Source organism: Flavobacterium sp. N2820 (genome assembly GCF_025947285.1).
Classification (GTDB): Bacteria; Bacteroidota; Bacteroidia; order Flavobacteriales; family Flavobacteriaceae; genus Flavobacterium.
This window is the reverse complement of sequence record NZ_CP110008.1, coordinates 609,188-629,446: the sequence shown is the minus strand read 5'-3', so window position 1 is coordinate 629,446 and position 20,259 is coordinate 609,188. Positions and strand designations below refer to the sequence as shown.

At 30.9% G+C, this 20,259-nt stretch carries 21 protein-coding genes; 6 read left to right on the top strand and 15 right to left on the bottom strand.

The genetic code is table 11. The features are described 5' to 3' along the window. Positions 1–31 precede the first annotated feature (31 nt). Both OLM52_RS02950 and OLM52_RS02945 read left to right on the top strand, forming a co-directional pair. Complete coding sequence (locus OLM52_RS02950) at positions 32–595, top strand: hypothetical protein (RefSeq protein ID WP_264549658.1); 564 nt, start codon at positions 32–34, stop codon at positions 593–595. A gap of 76 nt (positions 596–671) precedes the next feature. After that, the gene (locus OLM52_RS02945; RefSeq protein ID WP_264549657.1) at positions 672–1,034 is read left to right on the top strand and encodes a hypothetical protein; all 363 of its coding nucleotides are present in this window, start codon (positions 672–674) and stop codon (positions 1,032–1,034) included. 32 nt (positions 1,035–1,066) lie between these two features. On the opposite strand, the gene ung is transcribed toward OLM52_RS02945, so the two are convergent. Continuing rightward, on the bottom strand, positions 1,067–1,729 hold the full coding sequence (ung, locus tag OLM52_RS02940; protein ID WP_264549656.1) for a uracil-DNA glycosylase: 663 nt from the start codon (positions 1,727–1,729) through the stop codon (positions 1,067–1,069). A gap of 83 nt (positions 1,730–1,812) precedes the next feature. Here ung and OLM52_RS02935 point away from each other — a divergent pair, with 83 nt between their 5' ends. Then, complete coding sequence (locus OLM52_RS02935) at positions 1,813–3,981, top strand: endonuclease MutS2 (RefSeq protein ID WP_264549655.1); 2,169 nt, start codon at positions 1,813–1,815, stop codon at positions 3,979–3,981. A 260-nt stretch (positions 3,982–4,241) separates the two neighbouring features. Then, positions 4,242–4,664, top strand: a complete 423-nt coding sequence (locus tag OLM52_RS02930) for a thiol-disulfide oxidoreductase DCC family protein (RefSeq protein WP_264549654.1) — start codon at positions 4,242–4,244, stop codon at positions 4,662–4,664. A 235-nt stretch (positions 4,665–4,899) separates the two neighbouring features. On the opposite strand, the gene aroC is transcribed toward OLM52_RS02930, so the two are convergent. Next, positions 4,900–5,961 (bottom strand): chorismate synthase, encoded by a 1,062-nt coding sequence (gene aroC / locus OLM52_RS02925; protein ID WP_264549653.1) that lies wholly within the window; start codon positions 5,959–5,961, stop codon positions 4,900–4,902. A 122-nt stretch (positions 5,962–6,083) separates the two neighbouring features. On the opposite strand from aroC, the gene OLM52_RS02920 reads away from it, so the two are divergent. Both OLM52_RS02920 and OLM52_RS02915 read left to right on the top strand, forming a co-directional pair. After that, positions 6,084–6,875 (top strand): hypothetical protein, encoded by a 792-nt coding sequence (locus OLM52_RS02920; protein ID WP_264549652.1) that lies wholly within the window; start codon positions 6,084–6,086, stop codon positions 6,873–6,875. Positions 6,876–6,940: 65 nt separating this feature from the next. Beyond that, complete coding sequence (locus OLM52_RS02915; RefSeq protein ID WP_264549651.1) at positions 6,941–7,432, top strand: porin family protein; 492 nt, start codon at positions 6,941–6,943, stop codon at positions 7,430–7,432. Positions 7,433–7,475: 43 nt separating this feature from the next. On the opposite strand, the gene OLM52_RS02910 is transcribed toward OLM52_RS02915, so the two are convergent. From OLM52_RS02910 to OLM52_RS02850, 13 genes are all read right to left on the bottom strand, one after another. Continuing rightward, positions 7,476–7,907: a protease complex subunit PrcB family protein gene (locus OLM52_RS02910; protein ID WP_264549650.1), complete on the bottom strand. Its 432-nt coding sequence runs from the start codon at positions 7,905–7,907 to the stop codon at positions 7,476–7,478. Continuing rightward, on the bottom strand, positions 7,900–9,036 hold the full coding sequence (gene bshA / locus OLM52_RS02905) for an N-acetyl-alpha-D-glucosaminyl L-malate synthase BshA (protein ID WP_264549649.1): 1,137 nt from the start codon (positions 9,034–9,036) through the stop codon (positions 7,900–7,902). Before bshA ends, OLM52_RS02910 begins: the two co-directional genes overlap by 8 nt. Before the next feature lie 63 nt (positions 9,037–9,099). Then, entirely contained in the window at positions 9,100–9,555 is a 456-nt protein-coding gene (locus OLM52_RS02900) for a DUF1801 domain-containing protein (protein ID WP_264549648.1), read from the bottom strand. A gap of 33 nt (positions 9,556–9,588) precedes the next feature. Continuing rightward, positions 9,589–12,477, bottom strand: a complete 2,889-nt coding sequence (locus OLM52_RS02895) for a glycoside hydrolase family 3 N-terminal domain-containing protein (RefSeq protein ID WP_264549647.1) — start codon at positions 12,475–12,477, stop codon at positions 9,589–9,591. A gap of 82 nt (positions 12,478–12,559) precedes the next feature. Next, complete coding sequence (locus OLM52_RS02890; protein ID WP_264549646.1) at positions 12,560–13,042, bottom strand: ABC transporter ATPase; 483 nt, start codon at positions 13,040–13,042, stop codon at positions 12,560–12,562. A 2-nt stretch (positions 13,043–13,044) separates the two neighbouring features. Further along, on the bottom strand, positions 13,045–13,656 hold the full coding sequence (locus OLM52_RS02885; RefSeq protein ID WP_264549645.1) for a hypothetical protein: 612 nt from the start codon (positions 13,654–13,656) through the stop codon (positions 13,045–13,047). A gap of 4 nt (positions 13,657–13,660) precedes the next feature. Next, the gene (locus OLM52_RS02880) at positions 13,661–14,320 is read right to left on the bottom strand and encodes a hypothetical protein (RefSeq protein ID WP_264549644.1); all 660 of its coding nucleotides are present in this window, start codon (positions 14,318–14,320) and stop codon (positions 13,661–13,663) included. 1 nt (position 14,321) lies between these two features. Continuing rightward, positions 14,322–15,113: a (Fe-S)-binding protein gene (locus tag OLM52_RS02875; protein WP_264549643.1), complete on the bottom strand. Its 792-nt coding sequence runs from the start codon at positions 15,111–15,113 to the stop codon at positions 14,322–14,324. Positions 15,114–15,185: 72 nt separating this feature from the next. Next, complete coding sequence (locus OLM52_RS02870; RefSeq protein ID WP_264549642.1) at positions 15,186–15,632, bottom strand: phosphoheptose isomerase; 447 nt, start codon at positions 15,630–15,632, stop codon at positions 15,186–15,188. Positions 15,633–15,649: 17 nt separating this feature from the next. Next, positions 15,650–16,975: a (Fe-S)-binding protein gene (locus OLM52_RS02865; RefSeq protein ID WP_264549641.1), complete on the bottom strand. Its 1,326-nt coding sequence runs from the start codon at positions 16,973–16,975 to the stop codon at positions 15,650–15,652. 10 nt (positions 16,976–16,985) lie between these two features. Then, positions 16,986–17,939, bottom strand: a complete 954-nt coding sequence (locus OLM52_RS02860; protein ID WP_264549640.1) for an MlaD family protein — start codon at positions 17,937–17,939, stop codon at positions 16,986–16,988. A 33-nt stretch (positions 17,940–17,972) separates the two neighbouring features. Further along, positions 17,973–19,088 (bottom strand): N-acetylmuramoyl-L-alanine amidase family protein, encoded by a 1,116-nt coding sequence (locus OLM52_RS02855; RefSeq protein WP_264549639.1) that lies wholly within the window; start codon positions 19,086–19,088, stop codon positions 17,973–17,975. A 2-nt stretch (positions 19,089–19,090) separates the two neighbouring features. Then, the gene (locus OLM52_RS02850; protein ID WP_264549638.1) at positions 19,091–20,176 is read right to left on the bottom strand and encodes an N-acetylmuramoyl-L-alanine amidase family protein; all 1,086 of its coding nucleotides are present in this window, start codon (positions 20,174–20,176) and stop codon (positions 19,091–19,093) included. Positions 20,177–20,259 lie beyond the last annotated feature (83 nt).

Sequence of the window (20,259 nt, the reverse complement as noted above, 5' to 3'; positions counted from 1 at the left end):
ATTCCGTGCCCACATAACAAAAAAGTAAAAAATGAATCTACTACTTGAACAATTAGAAAAATCTAAACAAAACAAAGAACTACTAAATTTCACAGTTTACAACGAAGATTCCAAATTTTGGTGTGGTTATGTTGTTGATTATTCAGAAGATTTTGTTGCCATTCAACATTTTACAAAATTTGGTAAAAAAGATGGAATAATAGTACATCCAATAGAACGTTTTGAAAGAATTGATTTTAATGACGATTACGTTAAAGCAATGGAATGCGTTATTGATTATAGTGATGAAATTTACAAACCAAACCCAATAAATTTTGTTTTTCTTCAAGAAGAAAGCTACTATGAAAGTGTATTGAAGCAACTTAAAGGAAATAAAAATGTAATTACAAGTTTTGAGATTTCAAATGATGAATATTACTCAGGTTATATTATTGAGGTTTCTGAAACGGATTTCATTATTAATTGCGTTGGTAAAAACGGAGAAGATTTAGGAATGTCTATTTTTAAAATCGAAGATATTACAAGTGTTCAATTAGACGATGTAGATAATAGAAGAAGAAACATTTTATTCAAATGGTTAAAAGCTAAATTGTAATATCCTCTATAACTCAAAATCTCCATCCGTACCCAAATAGTAAAAAAAATATCTGCTAGAATACACAAACTAAAGTATGAAAATCAAAAAAAGATATAGTATAATACTAGCAATGGGATTGCTATTCATTTTCAATTCCTATTATCCTTCTTGGTTAATTACGGGTTCTTACACCAGCAGCATAAGCAATACATTTGCTACTAATGGCATAGAAAATAACGAAAAATTAGAACTTTTTGAAGACGGAACTTTCAAAGGCGACTCTTGGGGTGAAGGCACATGGCAATTAGAACATGGATTAAAAGGAACTGAAATTAAATTTACGTTCGGCGCATTCAATGAGGAAGGTTTTTCCTCTTACTTTTATAGAAAGCTGTTATTTAGTAAACCCAGAATTGTGCTATTTAGAGATTTAAATTCTGAATTTATAAAGAATTAAAAATCAATAGTATCTTTTCAATTCCTGCAAAATTACCATTCTATTATATCTTTTCCTTGCTGATTTAAATAGTCATTTGTCATTTTAAAATGATTGTTTCCAAACCATTTTTTGTGTGAATGCGCAAAAGAAGGATGACCACTTTCTAAAACCAGGTGTTTATTTCGGTCAATACGTTTTCCTTTTTTCTGCGCAAAACTTCCCCAAAGTAAAAAAACGATATGTTCCGATTGTGCATTAATCAAATCAATTACCGCATCAGTAAAAACACTCCATTGCAAATGTTTGTGACTATTGGCTACGTCTTTTCGTACCGTTAAACCTGCATTTAACAACAAAATACCTTGCTTTGCCCAACGCTCTAAATTACCCGAAGTCGGAAAAAGAATTCGGTCATATTCCGTATTAATTTCGGTGTAAATATTTTTTAACGACGGTGGAATTTTAACACCATCATTCACCGAAAAACACAAACCATTTGCTTCACCTACTCCATGGTATGGATCTTGACCAATAATTACCACTTTTGTGTCTTGAAAATCAAATTGTTCAAAAGCAGAAAAAATGAGCTCTTTTGGTGGAAAACAAGTCGTTGTAGCGTATTCTTGTTCCACTTGTTGCATCAATGCTACAAAATAAGATTTCTGAAATTCAGGTGCTAATTGGGTTTGCCAAGACGTGTTTTTGATAAACATTTTATAATTTTTACCAAAAATATAAATTTCTATTGCAATATGCCTTTTTTACTTTGTAACTTTGACCTAACAGAAAAAGAAAAATGATTTCGATTACCCAAAAAACGCTACAAGATTTAGAATTCAATACCGTTTTAGAAACGATTGCTAGCCGCTGCAACACTGATATTGGTGAAACAAAAGCTTTGGCAATAACACCTTTTAAAAACAAAGAAGAGTTGCTTATTAATTTGAAGCAAACTTCTGAATATTTGTCTTCGTTTTCCAACAATAACGCCATACCTAATCACGGATTTGAAAATATCAACTACGAATTAAAATTCTTGGCTATTGAAGATAGTTTTCTGGAAGTAGGAAGTTTTAAAAAAATTGGAAACCTTTCAGAAACGGCTATTACCTTAATTCAATTTTTAAAGAAATTTGAAGACTATTATCCAAATTTATATCAAAAAGCATCCCAAATTGACATTGTAAAATTGATTTTGCAACGCATTGACGAAGTGGTCGATAAATTTGGCATCATCAAAGACAACGCTTCACCTGATTTGATTGAAATTCGTCGCAACATAAATGTGGTTCGAGGCAAAATCAACCAAAGTTTTGGCATGGCTTTGAGCCAGTATAATTCGCTAGGCTATTTAGATGATATTAAAGAAACAGTAGTAGAAAATCGTAGAGTTTTAGCGGTTTTAGCCATGTATCGTAGAAAAGTAAAAGGCTCTATTTTAGGAAGTTCTAAAACAGGAAGTATCGCTTATATCGAACCCGAAGCAGCACAACGTTACTCGCGCGAATTGAACAATTTAGAATTTGAAGAACGCGAAGAAATCATGCGAATTTTAAAACGTTTAACCAATGAAATTCGTCCATTTACCGAAACTATTGCTGCTTATCAAGACTTTTTAAGCGATGTTGATGTCATTGCTGCAAAAGCAAAATATGCCTATAAAATCAATGGAATACTTCCAAATATTATCGAAGAAAAGCGGTTATTTTTTAGAGAAGCCTTCCATCCTATTTTGTATTTAAACAATAAAGAAAAGAAAGCAATTACCTATCCACAAACTATTGAACTACATAACGAAAGTCGCATTATTGTGATTTCTGGACCTAATGCTGGTGGAAAAACAATTTCATTAAAGACTGTTGGATTACTGCAATTGATGTTGCAAAGTGGTATGCTAATTCCGGTTCACGAACGAAGTGAAACGTTTCTATTCGATCGAATTTTAACAGATATTGGCGACAATCAATCTATTGAAAATCATTTAAGTACTTATAGTTACCGATTAAAGAACATGAACTATTTTTTAAAGAAATGTAACGAAAAAACATTGTTTTTAATTGATGAGTTTGGAACAGGTTCAGATCCCGAATTGGGAGGTGCTTTAGCAGAAACCTTCTTGGAAGAGTTTTATGCACGTGAAGCTTTCGGAATTATAACCACACATTATTCAAATTTAAAAATTTTAGCAAACGAACTACCGTTTGCATCTAATGCGAACATGCTATTTGATGAGAAATCGTTAGAACCCATGTATAAATTGATTTTAGGTCAAGCCGGAAGTTCATTTACCTTTGAAGTAGCACAGAAAAATGGTATTCCGTTTGGATTGATTAATCGTGCGAAAAAGAAAATTGAAGGTGGAAAAGTACGATTTGATAAAACAATTGCAACACTTCAAAAAGAACGTTCAAAATTGGAAAAAACATCTTTAAATTTAAAAGAAGAAGAATCTAAAGCGCGTGAAGAAAGCAAGAAAATGGAAACTATCAATGCGAAAATTCAGGATAAATTAGAACGTTATCAAGAATTATATGATGCCAATCAGCGTTTGATTTACATTGGACAAAAAATTGATGATATTTCGGAAAGTTATTTCAATAATAAAGATAAAAAGACATTAATTGGTGATTTTTTGAAAATGGTTGAAATCGAAAATTCGAAACGAAAAAAACTGTCGGTAAAAGAAAAGAAAGTAAAAGAAGTCATTCAGAAAAAAGTTGAAGAAGAAGTTAAGGTTATTGTAGAAGAAATCCGAGTAGTAAAAAAAGAAAAGAAAATCAAAGCCAAAATTGAAGAAGAAAACAAACCAAAAATTACGTTAAAAGTGGGTGACAGAGTCAGAATGATAGACGGAAAAGCTATTGGAACCATTGATGTAATTGAAAAAACAAAAGCAACTGTTAATTACGGAATTTTTACTTCAAAAGTGAGCTTAGATCAATTGGAATACGTGCAACCTGCTTAGTTTAACACAGAGATTCACGGAGTTTTTTAAATTATGTTTATGTTGAAAAGAGCTACACAGAGACGTTTCACTTTTGAGTGCGATTTTAATAACTAAAATAATCTTTCATGAACTTCTAAAAACAAAGTAATTCAACTTTTACAAACTTACATGACTTATATGTTTAATTTTATAACATGAACGTAGTTTTAATAATTTCTAAAATTTTAAAAATCTGTGTTCCTAAATTTTGAAATTGACATTAAAATTAAAATTGATATATGGAAATACAAGATTTACCTCAAGATAAAAAAATCATATTGTTTGATGGCGTTTGCAACCTTTGCGATTCATCTGTTCAATATGTAATTAAACACGATAAAAAAGATGCTTTTAGATTTGTGTCGCTTCAATCTGATTTAGGTCAAAAGATTCTAAAACACATTGGAATCAATCCCATTCATACAGATAGTATTGTGCTATATGAGCCTGGGATTTCTTATTATTATAAATCTACTGCTGCTTTGCATATTGCAAAAGGATTGAGTGGTATTTTTACTTTAGCAACTGTTTTTACAATACTTCCAACAGGATTTCGAGATACTATTTATGATTATGTAGCCAAAAATAGATATAAATGGTATGGAAAAAAAGAAGCTTGTATGATTCCATCACCTGAATTGAAATCAAAGTTTTTAGAATAATTTTTTTATGACAAATATCAGGTAATAAACAATTGCTACCTTTTATCTTTGTATAAATTCTAACCTTTGTAATTATGGCAAATTTATTATTACCTCTTTATTCGCATAACAATGGTACATTCATTATGATTATAGTTTTTGCGTTAGTATGCCTTGGCTTAGTTGCTGCAGTAATACTTATGATGAATAGTGATAAAAAGAAAAAAAACGACCAGTAATTCACTGGTCGTTTTCATTAGGAATATATTTTGTTTTGCAAAAAGTAATCGGCTATAACTAGCGCTGCCATTGCTTCAACAATAGGAACTGCTCTTGGAACAACACAAGGATCATGACGTCCTTTGCCTTGTTGTTCAATAATTTCGCCTTTATTCGTTAATACTTCTTGTTTTTGAATTAATGTAGCCACTGGTTTAAAAGCAACTCTAAAATAAATATCCATTCCGTTTGAAATTCCGCCTTGAATTCCACCAGAAAGATTAGATTGAGTAGTTCCATCATTGTTATACAAATCATTATGGTCGCTACCTTTCATTTTAGCACCACAAAACCCGCTTCCAAACTCAAATCCTTTAACTGCATTTATCGATAGCATTGCTTTACCTAATTCGGCATGCAACTTATCAAAAACTGGCTCACCTAATCCTATTGGTACATTTTGAATTACACAAGTAATTGTACCGCCAACAGTGTCGCCTTGTTTTTTTATTTCTTTGATATAATTTTCCATTTTTTCGGCTGTAGCCAAATCTGGACAACGAACTGCATTACTCTCAATTTTTGAAAAATCTAAATCTTGATAGGGTTTATCGATAAAAATCTCTCCCACAGAAGAAACAAATGCATTAATTTTAATTTCAGGAATAATTTGTTTTGCAATAGCACCACCTACTACTCTACTTGCTGTTTCACGTGCCGAACTTCTGCCACCACCACGATAATCTCGAATACCATATTTTTGTTCATATACATAATCGGCATGACTTGGACGATACGAATTTTTTATATCTGAATAATCATCTGATTTTTGATTCGTGTTGGTTATACTAAAACCTATTGGTGTTCCTGTGGTTTTTCCTTCAAAAATTCCTGATAAAAATTGAACATCATCTTCTTCTTTTCGTTGTGTTACTATTGATGATTGTCCTGGTTTTCTTCGTTGCATTTCTGTCTGAATAAAATCAAAATCTATAGCAATTCCTGCTGGGCAACCGTCTATAATTCCGCCTAAAGCTTCACCATGAGATTCGCCAAAAGTAGTTAACTTGAATAATTTTCCGAACGTATTTCCTGCCATAGCTTTAATTTTTCAACAATTACAAATTTAGTATATTTCGTTAACTAATTTCTTTCAAATTGTAAAAAACTAAAAATCAATTAAAGAGTTTTTATATATTAGCGCAACTAAATCAATATAAAATGAAAAAAATATCTTATTTCTCCCTAGTTTGTTTAATTCCTATAGTATTTTCTTGTTCAAGCGATGATTCTTCTGGTTCCGAAACAAATTTTTCAACACCATTAACCACAGGAAGTTATTGGACTTATGATGTTGTTGGTGAAGCTGGTACAACAAGAGATTCATTATTTGTAGCAAATGATACAACTATTGGTTCAAATGTTTATAAAAAATTTAAAACTAAAAATAATATTGCGACTGGATTTTATTCTTCATCATTGAGAAATAATGGTGTTAGAGAATCAAATGGAAAATTATTATTATCTGGCGATTTAGCATTAGCAAGTGGACAGAATTTACCAATCAATTTAGACTTAACACTAACTGATTTTGTAATATTCAATAAAAATGCATCAAATAATCAAGCATTAAATTCATCTCCAAAAACAGGTACTATAAACGAGGATTTCAATGGTTATCCATTAACAATTAACTATTCTTTACAGTCATTTGCTGGTGAGACATTAGCAACTTATTCCTCTCCTGATGGAACAGTTTATAGCAATGTAAAAATTACTAAAATTAAATTAAACGCTTCAATAGCTACATTGATTTCTGGAATTTCAATACCTGTATTAGCGAATCAAGAAGTTTTAGTTTCAACTCAGTATATAGCTGATGGAATTGGTGTTGTTTATACCAATACTGTTACTTCATACAGTTTAAATGCTTTAGCGGCCTCAGAACTTGGTATTCCTGCTTCAAATAGTCAAACTTTGGAAGAGTTTTTAGATACACACGTAATAAATTAGCATTAACATTTAATTTTGGTACGTTATTTGTAGAAATTTTTCTACATTTGTAAAAACACATTTATATGAAAAAAGTAATTTTATCGGCTTTTATGCTATTAGGCTTAGCATTAAGCGCACAAGCTCAGGACATTTCTAAAAACGCATTAGGTTTGCGTTTAGGTGACAACGATGGCTTTGGAGGAGAAATTTCTTATCAAAGAGGTTTAGGTGGCAATAACCGTTTAGAATTAGATTTAGGGTGGAGAAACAGTAAAGATGTTGATGCTTTTAAATTAACCGGATTATACCAATGGGTTTGGAATATTGAAGGTGGTTTTAATTGGTATGCTGGAGTTGGTGGTGGAGTTGGTAGTTGGAGTTATGATAAAAATGGCTTTAGCGACGATGGAACTATCCTATTTGTAGCAGGTGATTTAGGTATTGAGTATAACTTTAACGAAGCGCCTATTCAACTTTCATTAGACATTCGTCCTGAATTGTATTTCAACTCTGATGATTACAGAGAAGATAGTTTTGGTCCAGATATCGCATTAGGTATCAGATACCGATTTTAATTTGATATATCAAAAAGGGCTCATAATTATGAGCCCTTTTTTATTAGTAAACTTTTATGCTTTTTGTTTTTGGAATAATGGTAATGCAATATGGGGAAGTCAATACCATTGTTACCATTTCATCTTTAGTTGGAAATGTTTCTAGCTTCTTGATCAAAAGTGTTTCATTTTCCCAATTAATTTGAGCAACATCTATAGCATATCCTCCAGATGTTTTTTGTCCTTGATTTAGGACAACAACATCATTTTCTTTAAAATTAATTGTGACCAATTTATTAAATTCTGATTCGTCAATTTTTAAAGTTTCTATAAATTTTATATAATCTTCATTATTGGTTATATGCAAATAACCTGTATTTTCAGCACCACCATTTGAATTTTTATATATCGTAGAAAATGATGTATTCAAAACTACTGGTTTTGGTGTTGTGCACGACAATAATAATATAACTACAAAAGGTACTATTTTATTCATTTTTAGAATGGATTGCTTGATAATAAACTTGTTCATACAAAGGCATAATTTGTTGAATATCAAATAATTTTGCCGTTTCTAATGCATTAATTTTAAATTGTTTAAGTTTTTGTGTGTCTTTTAATAGTGAAATTGCATCGTGACTCATTTTTTCAACATCGCCTACATTACTTAAATAACCCGAAAAACCATCTTTATTTACTTCGGGTAATCCTCCTGAATTACTAGAAATAACGGGAACTCCACAAGCCATAGCTTCTAAAGCAGCTAAACCAAAACTTTCGGTTTCTGAAGGCAACAAGAATAAATCTGAAAAACATAAAATTTTATCAATTTCATTACTATTACCAAAGAAAATTACTTTGTTTTGAATCCCTAATTGGTTGCATAAGTATTCTGCATTTTCTTTTTCAGGACCTTCGCCAACCATCATTAATTTTGCAGGAACTTCTTTTTGTATTTCGTAAAAAATCTTTACAATATCATCAATTCGTTTAACTTTTCTAAAATTAGAAATATGCGTCACTATCATTTCGTCTTCTGAGGCCATCAATGATCGATGACACGGTATATTTTCAACTTGTTTTTCTTTTGTTAATTCGATAAAATTTGGAATAACAACAATATCTTTTTTTATCTCAAACAAACGATGTGTATCATCTTTTAAGCTTTGTGAAACACTAGTAACAACATCTGATTTATTGATACTAAAACTTACTGCTGGCTTATAAAATGGATGGTTTCCAACTAAAGTAATATCTGTTCCGTGCAATGTAGTCACCATGGGAATATGAATACCTTCATCCGCTAACATTTGCTTTGCCATGTAACCCGCATACGCATGAGGAATTGCATAATGAACATGTAGAACATCAATTTTGTATAATTTTACCATATCAACCAACTTGCTCGAAAGCGCCAGTTCATAGGGTTGATAATGAAATAATGGATATTCTGGAACGTGAACTTCATGATAATGTACATTTGGACTCAACAAGGCTAAGCGCACTGGTTGACTGTATGTAATGAAATGGATTTCGTGACCTCTTTTGGCTAATTCTAAACCAAGTTCGGTAGCAACAACGCCACTTCCACCAAATGTAGGATAACAAACTATAGCAATTTTCATTTGTTTTAAATTTTCAATAAAATTACCATTTCTAAAATTGGCAATTATAAAACATTTGTTAATTTATTTATTGAAGGCTTTTTCGTAAAGAGCAATCCAATCGGCAACAGAAATTTTCTTTACCAACTCACCTATCAATTCAAACGGAATATTTTCAGGTTTTTTGATGCGCAAACAACTTTTACCTAAATCTAATTTTTGTTTAGAATGTTTTGGATATTCAGCCACAAACCATTCGTACAATGCTGGATTTGCATAAATTCCCATGTGATAAAAATTGATACTGTTTTTCTGACTTGCAAATCCCATAAAAGGCAACGGTTGTTTTGGATCACAATGATACCCTTTTGGATAAATCGAATGCGGTACAACAAAACCCGGCATACCATATCCCATGGCTTCTTGATATCCTTCTGGAAGATTTTCTAAGATCACATTTCTTAATTTTTGCAACGCTTCTCTTCTTTCTTCAGGAGCTTCGTTGATGTATTGGTCTACTGTTGTTGCTGTTGATGTCATAATTAGATGTATAGAACGTTAGATGTTTAGAAATTATTCTATAATACTCTCATAAATCACTTTTTGAATATTTTCTCTTATATTTTCTTTAGATAATTTATTGGAAGCATTTGAATCGGGAAATGTTCTGTTGGATAAAAAAACGTATACAATTTCCTTTTCTGGGTCAGCCCAAGTCATAGTTCCTGTAAATCCCGTATGTCCAAAACTTGTTAAAGATACACAACCACAAGTTGGTCCTTCATTTCCTAATTGCGGTTTATCAAAACCAACTCCTCTTCTATTGCCATCTTTACAAAAATAACAGGTATTGAACTTTTGTAACGTTTCTTCTGTAATAAATTGTTTACCACCATAATTTCCTTTTTGTAGGTACATTTGCATCACTTTGGCAATATCTAAAGCGTTTGAAAATAATCCAGCATGACCCGAAATTCCACCTTGCATTGCTGCTGCCATATCATGCACATATCCATGCACAGCTTGGTATCTGAAATAATTATCGTTTTCTGTTGGAATTATGACACTTTTATCAAATTTGTGCAATGGATTATAAGTCAAAGAAGTTGCTCCTAAATGCTTATAAAAGTTGTTTTCTGCTAAATATTCTAATGATTTTCCGTTTTCTCTTTCTAAATATTCTTTGAATAAAATAAATGAAAAATCACTGTATTTATATTGTTTTTTTGGCAAAAGCTCACTATCAGCTATTACTTTTAAAATGGTGTCATTATAATCTCTTCTCAAATACAAATCTTCGGCTACTTTTAACTGAAATTCAACTGTTGGACGCGTTCTATAATATTGTTCACTAGGCTTGTTTAAACTATCCAACGTTGCTTTATAAAACGGAATCCAAGGTTGAAAACGTGCTTGATGTGTTAACATGTCTAAAACTGATGCATCTTCTTTATTCGAACCTTTAAAAACGGGCAGCATTGCTTTTAATTTGGTTTCCAATGTTAAATTACCTTTGTCAAATTCTTGCATTACGTTTGGCAATGTCCCGATAATTTTTGTCAACGAAGCAATATCATATAAATCTGTATTTTGCACTTTTGGCGCGCCTTCATCATATGTATGATTTCCAAATGATTTTTGATACACCACTTTTCCTTTTCGAGCTACCACAATTTGCAATCCGGGTGTCATTTTTTTATCGATAGCTAATTTAGCAATAGCATCTATTTTGGTTAAAATTTTAGAATCCATTCCCACATTTTCAGGCATTTCAAAACCTAATCTTTGAATGGCAAGCGTTTCTATTCCTTCATTTACTTTGAAGTGTTCTTCAATGGAAACTGGTAATTTTCCTTTTGAACCAATTGCTCCAAAAATCACTTGAGGAACCACAGTTTGTGAAATAGCATTATTTTGATAACCAATAATTATCGTTTCAATTGATTCGAAATTTTTGATGGTCAACAATGAATACGGTTTCGTGAAAAATGTTAGAATTACATCATTTTGTTTTCCAATTTGATTAATCCAAAGCAATTCTCTAAATGTCAAATTATGATTTCTCCACGCCCCATCAGATTTATGATACCCAATAATTACTTTTGTATAACCCTCTAATTCCGTTAAAACATTGTCTAAATTTTTTGAAGTAATTTCAGTAACATTTGCATAGTTTTTTAATTGTGCTAAAAACACATCCGAAGTATCATTTCCTAATTTTACATAAGCAATTTTTTCTTTATCTAATTGCGCAATAGGAATTGATTTGGTGTCATTTTTAATTACTGTCACTGCATTTTCATACAACTGATAGTTCAATGCTTCAAATTCTACAGCATTCAAATCGTTATATAAATTTTCTAACACAATTGGCTGATAATTATGTAAATTTGCTTTGTATTTATAAGCTAAAATCTTCTTAACCGAATAGGCCAAACGCTCTTCCGTTAATCTACCTTCTTTTTTTGCTTCATTAAATTTTTTGATGGCAACAGGTACATTTTCGGCAAAAAGTAATACATCATTTCCTGCTAAAAATGCTTCCAAATCAATATCACCGGGTTTTTTAAAATTACTTGCACCTTTCATATTTAGTGCGTCGGTAAAAATCAAACCTTCAAATTGCAATTCGTTTTTTAAAATATTTGTTACAACATTATATGAAATTGAAGTTGGATAATTTTCTCTTGGCTCAATACTTGGCACATTCAAATGCGCTACCATTACACTAGCTAAGCCATTTTTAATTAATTCTTTATACGGATATAATTCAACAGCATCCAATCGATTTTTGTCAAATTTTACTATAGGCAATGTATGGTGTGAATCGGTTGAAGTATCGCCATGACCAGGGAAATGTTTTGCTGTTGCGTATACACCTTCGTCTTGTAAGCCTTTCATTAAAGCCAAAGCACGAAGTGTTACATTTTCTTTTGTTTCACCAAATGAACGGTTTCCAATAATTGGATTTTTTGGATTTGTATTTATATCTACAACCGGTGCAAAATTGAAATGAATTCCCATTCGTTTTGACTGTTTTGCCATCTGATTTCCGGCTTTTTCTATCAATTTCATGTCTTGCACTGCACCCAGTGTCATATTCCATGGATAACGATAGGTAGAATCTAATCGCATACTCAAACCCCATTCGGCGTCAATTCCAATAAACATTGGAACTTTTGATTTGGCTTGATAACGGTTTGTCAATTTTGCTTGGCGTACAGGTCCGCCTTGAAAAAAGATCAAACCACCAATTTTATTTTCTTCCACCAATTTATCGATTGACTTGTTGTGTGCTTCATCTTTGTTAGAATAAGCTGCGACCATAAACAGTTGTCCTACTTTTTCGTCAAATGAAAGTTGGTTATAAACGCTATCTACCCAAGCTTCTTGTGAAAGATTGGATTTTTTTTGTGCAAATGAAACAACTGAAAAAAGTATAAAAATGAGTAAATATCGCATGAAATCAGGGTTTTGTATAATAAAAAAATCATCATTAAAATTGGTTTAATGATGATTTTCAAATATAGTTTAAATATTCGTTTTAGAAAAATCTATTATGCCAACTTTCGTTAGCTGGAACTTCCCAAAAATCTTGCCATTCTCCTACGGTATTTACTAAATTATTAAAAACAATTGTATTACCCGAAACGGCTTTTTCTTTGGCTAATTTTTTAAATTCGATTAGTGTTTTAAATGCTACATGTTCACCCATTTTGAAGGTAACGTTCATTTTATCCAATAAATCAACACCATATTTTTGCTCTAAATTTTGAATAAACTGAACAGAAGCATCAATGGAACACCCTGTAGCTGCTTGCACTTCTTGATTCACAGCGATAATGATGAAACGATTGTATTTTGTTACAAAAGAAGCTTCTAATTGTTGTCCGTGAGCTGACCAATCTTCTAAAAAAGAAGTTAAATCTTTTTCAATTTCTTGAATTTCTTCATCAGAGAACTTTCTATTGGATTGGTATATCCAAATTTTTGCTTCTTCAGGTAATGTATCAAATGGTACGTACATTGTTATTTTTTTATAATATCAGTTACTACTTTATAAGTAACAAATTTTGCTAATTTAGCATCAAACACTTCTAATTCGTAGTAATACACTTCTATAGTATCATTTGTTTTTAATACTTTATCTGTTAATAAAAATGCATTATCAAAACTGCTCAATAAAAGAAATTGATTCATTTTACCCGATTGTTCTTTTATCGAAAATGTAAGAAATTGATCAAATTTAATTTCTGTTAAATTTCCAGAAACCATTTCATCTAAAACTTCTTCAACATACTCTTCATCATCACTTTCATCAAAATCATCCATCATAAATTTAAAAACAGAAGGACATTTTGCGCCCATTTTTAAACCAATATCGTATCCCAGTTCTTCCATCTTTTTATCGCTAGAAATAACATTTTTACCGTAATACTTTTCAACATCTTTTTCATGCTTATTTATTGCTTCTAAAAGACAAAGTCCTAAAGTTAACTCCATGTTTTCTTTAGTAATTTCTTGTTTATTAGCACATTCACAACCTATATCAGACATTTTATCTGTAAGTTCCTCTTTTGTAAGTTTTTGTGCAAAAATTGAAGAAGAAGTCAATAATGCAATGAGTATAAATTTTTTCATTTTTTTATAGTTTGGTTATATTTGTTATGATTTTATAGGTCATGAATTTATTTAGTTTAAAATCATATAATTCATTGATATAATAATAAACTTTAACTTTATCATTTGTTAATAATACTTTATCTGTTATTAAAAATGAATTGTCAAAATTGTTCAACAGGATAAAGGTGTTAATTCTACCAGAATCTTCTTTTACAACAATAGTAAGATAGCTTTCAATTTTTGATTCTATTAAAACACCGGAAACATTAAGGTCTTCATTGACGATTTCCTCTTCTACAACTTCGGTTGAAATAGTAGTATCTTTTTTTGAAAAATCGGAAATAATTTCATCCACAAATTTTTCGTCATTCATAATTAATTCAAGTACTTCAGGGCAAATTTCTAACATTTTTTCACCTGCAGCCTCTCCTACTTTTTCAATTAATTCTTTATTAATTTTATTTGTTTTATAAGCTTTCAGTAATTCTGTTTTATGAGAATTCATTGCTTCAATGAGACAAATTCCCAAACCTACTTTTACATTATCTTTTTTAATCTTTCCTTTAGAGGTACACTCACATAGAGATGTAGTTATTTTTGTAATCACTTCATCTTTTTTTGAATTTTGAGCAAAAGAAAATGAAATTGAAAATAAGAATAATACTACTATAATTTTATTCATGTTATAAATCTTGAGCATTTGCAATTAATTCGGCAACGTCAAGGACCTTAACAGAAGCTTCTTTTTCTTTAAATTTTATTCCGTCAGTTAACATTGTATTGCAAAAAGGACAACCGGCAGCAATGATTTCGGGCTGGGTTTCTAAAGCATCTTCTGTTCGTTCAATGTTGATGTCTTTGTTTCCTTTTTCTGGCTCTTTGAACATTTGAGCACCACCTGCACCACAACATAATCCATTGGCACGAGAACGTTTCATTTCTACTAATTCAGCGTCTAATTTTTGAATTAATTCACGTGGCGCTTCATAAACATTATTGGCTCTACCTAGATAACATGGATCATGAAAAGTAATTCGTTTTCCTTTAAATTGTCCGCCTTCAATAGTTAATTTACCTTCGTTTAATAATGATTTAATGAATTCTGTATGATGCAAAACTTCATATTTTCCACCTAATTCTGGATATTCATTTTTAATTGTATTGAAACAATGTGGACAAGCTGTTACTATTCGCTTCACTTCATAAGCATTCATGACTTCAATATTTGTCATAGCTTGCATTTGGAACAAGAATTCATTTCCTGCTCTTTTTGCTGGATCACCGGTACAACTTTCTTCTGTTCCTAAAACTGCGAAAGAAACATTTGCTCTGTTTAATATTTTAACAAAAGCTTTAGTGATTTTTTTGGCTCTATCATCAAAACTTCCTGCGCATCCTACCCAAAACAAAACATCTGGTTGTTTGCCTTGTGCCATCATTTCGGCCATTGTAGGAACTATTAAATTTTCTGACATAATTATAGTTTATAAGTTTTAAAGTTTATGAATTTAAAAGTTTTATCAAACTTATGATCACATACTTATTTATTATTCTTGATGTTCATCGTCAAATACTTGAATGGTAACTTCTTTGTCAATTAAATCGGTGAATTTTCCTTTGTAACGCGTTGCTTTTACTAAGTGATTATCAATCCAGTGGTAGTTTCCTCCTCTTGGTTTTCCCATTAACATACCATGATATTTGAATCCATGCAATTTCAACCATGCTTCAGTAACTTCTCTATGTGCTTCTGTTCTTGAAGTAAAAAAGAAAATAATGTGGCCTTCATCATACCATTTATTTAGTGTAACCAACGCATCTGGATATACAGCTGCTGTTGCCATTCTTTCAGGTTCTTCATTAGGAATGTCATCGCAAATTGTTCCGTCAATATCTATTAAATAGTTTTTTATTCCTTCTGGTAATATTGGGCTTAATTGCTCTCCATTTACAGAAATAGCCTGTAATTTACCTTCGATTTCTTCTTGTTTCATTATTCTAATAGTGTGTGTTATTCTTCGTTTGCCCAGTTTAAGCGATCCATCTGATTATATTGCCATGGTGCTCCATTATTTTCAATATTTGTCATTACATTATTTAATTCGGTTGGAGCAGCACTTTGTTCCATAACTAAATAACGACGCATATCTATAATAATTGAAAGTGGACTAATATTAATTGGACATTCTTCTACGCAAGCATTACAAGAAGTACAAGCCCATAATTCTTCGGTTGTGATGTAATCATTTAGTAATGATTTTCCATCTTCAACAAAAACGCCTTTGTTTAAATCTATATTTTTTCCAACTTCCTCTAGCCTATCTCTAGTATCCATCATTATCTTTCTTGGCGATAATTTTTTACCGGTTTGATTTGCAGGGCAAGATGAAGTACAACGTCCACATTCGGTACAACTGTATGCATTGAGTAGTTGTACCCAATTTAAATCTTGCACATCTGAAGCTCCAAATTTAGCTGGAACTGCATCTGGATTTGATGGCGCTGCAAAAGGATCTGCCGTTGGATCCATCATTAATTTAACTTCGTTGGTAACACTTTCTAAATTATCTAATTTTCCTTTTGCATTCAAATCGGCAAAATAAGTATTTGGAAATGCTAATAAAATATGTAAATGCTTTGAAAAATATAAATAATTTAAGAAAATTAATATTCCGACGATATGTAACCACCAAGCAGTTCTTTCAATGATAACAACAAGACCTTCGCTCATCCCATTAAAAATAGGTGCGATAAATTGAGAAATTGGAAAACTTCCTGCTTGATTGTAATGGCCAATTCCTAAATTTTGCAAATGTAAATCAGCTGCATTCATTAACAGAAATAAAGACATTAATACAATTTCAAAATATAAAATATAATTGGCGTCGTTCTTTGGTTTACCTTTCAAATCTGAGCTAGTAAAACGTGCAATGTTTGTAAAATTTCTTCTAATCCAAAATACAATTACAGCAACTAAGACTAAGAAGGCTAAAATTTCAAAAGAACCTATTAAAACATCATAAAATACACCCATGAAAGAAAGTACTCTATGTGTTCCAAAAAGACCATCAATAATAATTTCAATTACCTCAATATTGATAATGACAAAACCGACATACACAATAATGTGCAAAAAACCAGCAATTGGTCTTTTGACCATTTTGGATTGTCCAAGTGCAACCATAGCCATGTTTTTCCATCTTTCAGAGGAATTATCACTACGATTTACATCTCGGCCTAAATTGATATTTCGGATTAATTTTTTAACATTGATTGCAAAATAACCTATACCTACTGCTAAAAGCAATGCGAAGAAAATATTATCTAAAAAATTCATTGTATAAAATTTATTTTTTGATTGTATCGTTTATTGGAGCTACATATGGTTTGTTTTTCTTGCCAAACAAAGAAACATTTACATATCTTGTTGGGTTTAAACGTAAATCTTGTAATAATAATTCAAGTTCGTTTGATGCTTTAGAAAAATTAGTATACATGGTTTCGTCTTTCATTAATTTCCCCATTGTCCCTTTACCTTGTTCCATGTCAGCCATTAATTTGTCAACACTTGCTAGGGTTTTTTCCAAATTCTTAACAGTTTGACCCAAATTGGCTTTTGCGAGCGAATCAGACATAGTTGCAAAATTTGCAGCAGTTTTATCAAAATTAGTGATTACTGAGCTTAATTTTGTTTTATTGTCAGCAATTAAACCATTGATGTTTTTTGATGCTACACTAAATTCAGATAAGGTTTTATTTAATTCAGCAATGCTACTTTTAAGATTTTGACGCGTTTGTGCATCTAAAACATCATTTACATTCGTAAATAAAACATCCGCATTATCTAATAATTTCTGAATTTTATCTTGTAATGGTTCTAATTGCTGTGCTAAAGCATCTGTTAAACCTAACTTACTTGATGCTTTTAAATAATCTCCAGAAACTGCCAAGTTAGAATCACTATCATTTGGAATGATTACAATTTCTTTACCTCCAAGTGGAGAAGAACCTTGAAGTTCAGCTATACTTGTTTTAGAAATGGGATAATCTGATGTAATAGACATTTCTACTAACACTTTTTTGTTTTGTAAAAATGAATACGAATTTACTCTTCCTACAGGAACACCCTTAATCGTTATTGCTGATGAAGGAGCTAAACCCTCAACAGATTCAAAAATAACATATAATTTATTGCTAGTGTCGAATAAATTTTTTCCTTTTAGAAAATTGTATCCCCATATGAATAAAATAATGGATACGATAACTAAAATTGCCGTCTTAATTTCTTTTGTTAGTTTCAAAGCAAATATTTTTAACAAAAATAAACTTTTATTTTATTTAATAGCATCAGAAATGCTTATTTTTATTCCATCTTTATAAGCAACTACGAAGGCCGAAGTATAACCTTTTTGTTTTGCTTCATCAACTCTTTTTTTAGATTCTTCGTATGACTTTTCAGAACCGTAAAAATATTTATATAATTTACCAGATTGCTCTATCGAAATATTTTTTAATCCTTTGAAATTTGATGATGTTGTGGCTATTTTTTTTGAGCTTGCAGAAATTTGAACTTTAAAGATAATTCCATTGTCTTTTGCTATTTCTTCTTTTTTTGGTTGTTCTTTTTGAGTAACTTTTTCTTCAACTTTTGGCGTTTTATCTACTTCCTTTTCTTTAATCGCAGGTACTTTTGTAGGATTAAAAAACTCATTTTTATAATCCAATATAGAACCAGCTATTGCTTCGGCTAATTTTTCTTGCCCTTGTTCCGAATTTAAAAATGCTCCTTCTGCTTTATTGGAAACAAATCCCATTTCTATTAAAACTCTAGGCATTGTTATTTGTCTCAAAACTAAAAAACCAGCTTGTTTAACACCTCTATTTTTATTACTTGTTTTTTTTGTGAAAAATTGCTGAACTCTTCCTGCTAATTCAATACTCTGATCTAAATGTTCTTCTTGTAATATTGAAATTCCAATTACAGATTCAGGCGAATTTGGGTCAAATCCATCGTATTTTATTTTGTAGTCGGATTCTAAAGTAACTACTTCATTTTCCATTTTTGCAACTTCTAAGTTGGAAGTATTTCGGGTAATTCCCATTACGTATGTTTCGTTACCAGAAGCTGATTGATTTTTATTGGCATTGCAATGCATTGAAACAAAAATGCTCCCTTTCGATTTATTAGCAATATTTGCTCTTTGTTGCAATTCGATAAAAACATCTGATTTTCTAGTGTAAATCACATCAATTTGTGGATCTTTTTCTAAAATTGCACCTACTTTTAAAACCGTTTGAAGTGCAATATTTTTTTCAATATTTCCATGATAAACCGCGCCATAGTCTTTTCCTCCATGTCCAGCATCTAAAACTACTTTAAATTTTGTAGTTTGACCTTGCACTAGAGAAATATTGAGTAAAATTAATAGAATTAAAATCTTTTTTATCATTGTTATTTGTTTTCAAAAGTTACAATATAGGCGGATTTATACCCTTTCTTTTTTGCTTCTTCTAATAGTTTTTTACAGGATTCATAATCTGTTTCGTTACCATAAAAATATTTGTATATCTTATTTTCATGCGCTACAGAAATGTTTTGCAAACCCTTAAAATTTGCTGGTTTTGTATCAATTTTACTTGAGCCAGCTTCTAGTTGTACTTTGTAAATTTTACCTTTGTGTTCAGTCGTCTCAGGAACTTTAGAATTGTTTGATTCAGAGGAATCATCTTTTACAATAGCGGGTTCAAAATTATTCTCTAAAGTAGCAGAATAAAAATTATTTTTATACGTAATAATTGCATCCGAAATTGATTTAGACATTTCTTCTTTTCCTTCCTCAGAACTAATATACTTTCCTTCTTCTGCATGAGAAACAAAGCCAAGTTCAATTAATACACCTGGCATTACAGTAGCATCTAATACCCAAATAGGTTGTTGTTTTACACCTCTTGAAAATCGATTATTTTTTGAAATAAAATTATTTTCAATTTCAGATGCCAATTCAATACTTTGTTCTAAAAATTCTTCTTGTAAAATTTTTAAGCCTAATAATGTTTCAGGATTATTTGGATCAAAACCCTTATATTTTTCGTTGTAGTCTTCCTCTAAGAAGATTACGCCATTTTCTTTTTTAGCGATATCTAAGTTTGTATCTGTTCTGGACATTCCCATAACAAACGTTTCAGTTCCTTTGGCAGCAGTACTTTTTACGCCATTGCAATGCACCGAAATAAACAAATTAGCTTTAGCTTTATTAGCAATATTCGCTCTTTCACGTAATTCGATAAAAACATCCGTTTTGCGGGTGTAAACAACTGTAATATCTTTGTTTTGTTCTAAAATTTTTCCAATTTTTAGTACAACATCTAATACGATATCTTTCTCTTTTATGCTTCCACGCATGGTTCCTGGATCTTTTCCACCATGACCAGCGTCTAAAACTACTTTGAATTTCGGTGTGTTTTGTCCAAAATTAAGTGTTGAAACAAACAATAAAGCTAACAAAATTAAATATTTAGAGTGGTTTTTATATCGCATAAAGTTATTCCGAGAGATTATAAGTTATAATTTTATTAAAACGTTATTTTTGCAAAAAAATATATGTAAGTTTGACACTTCAA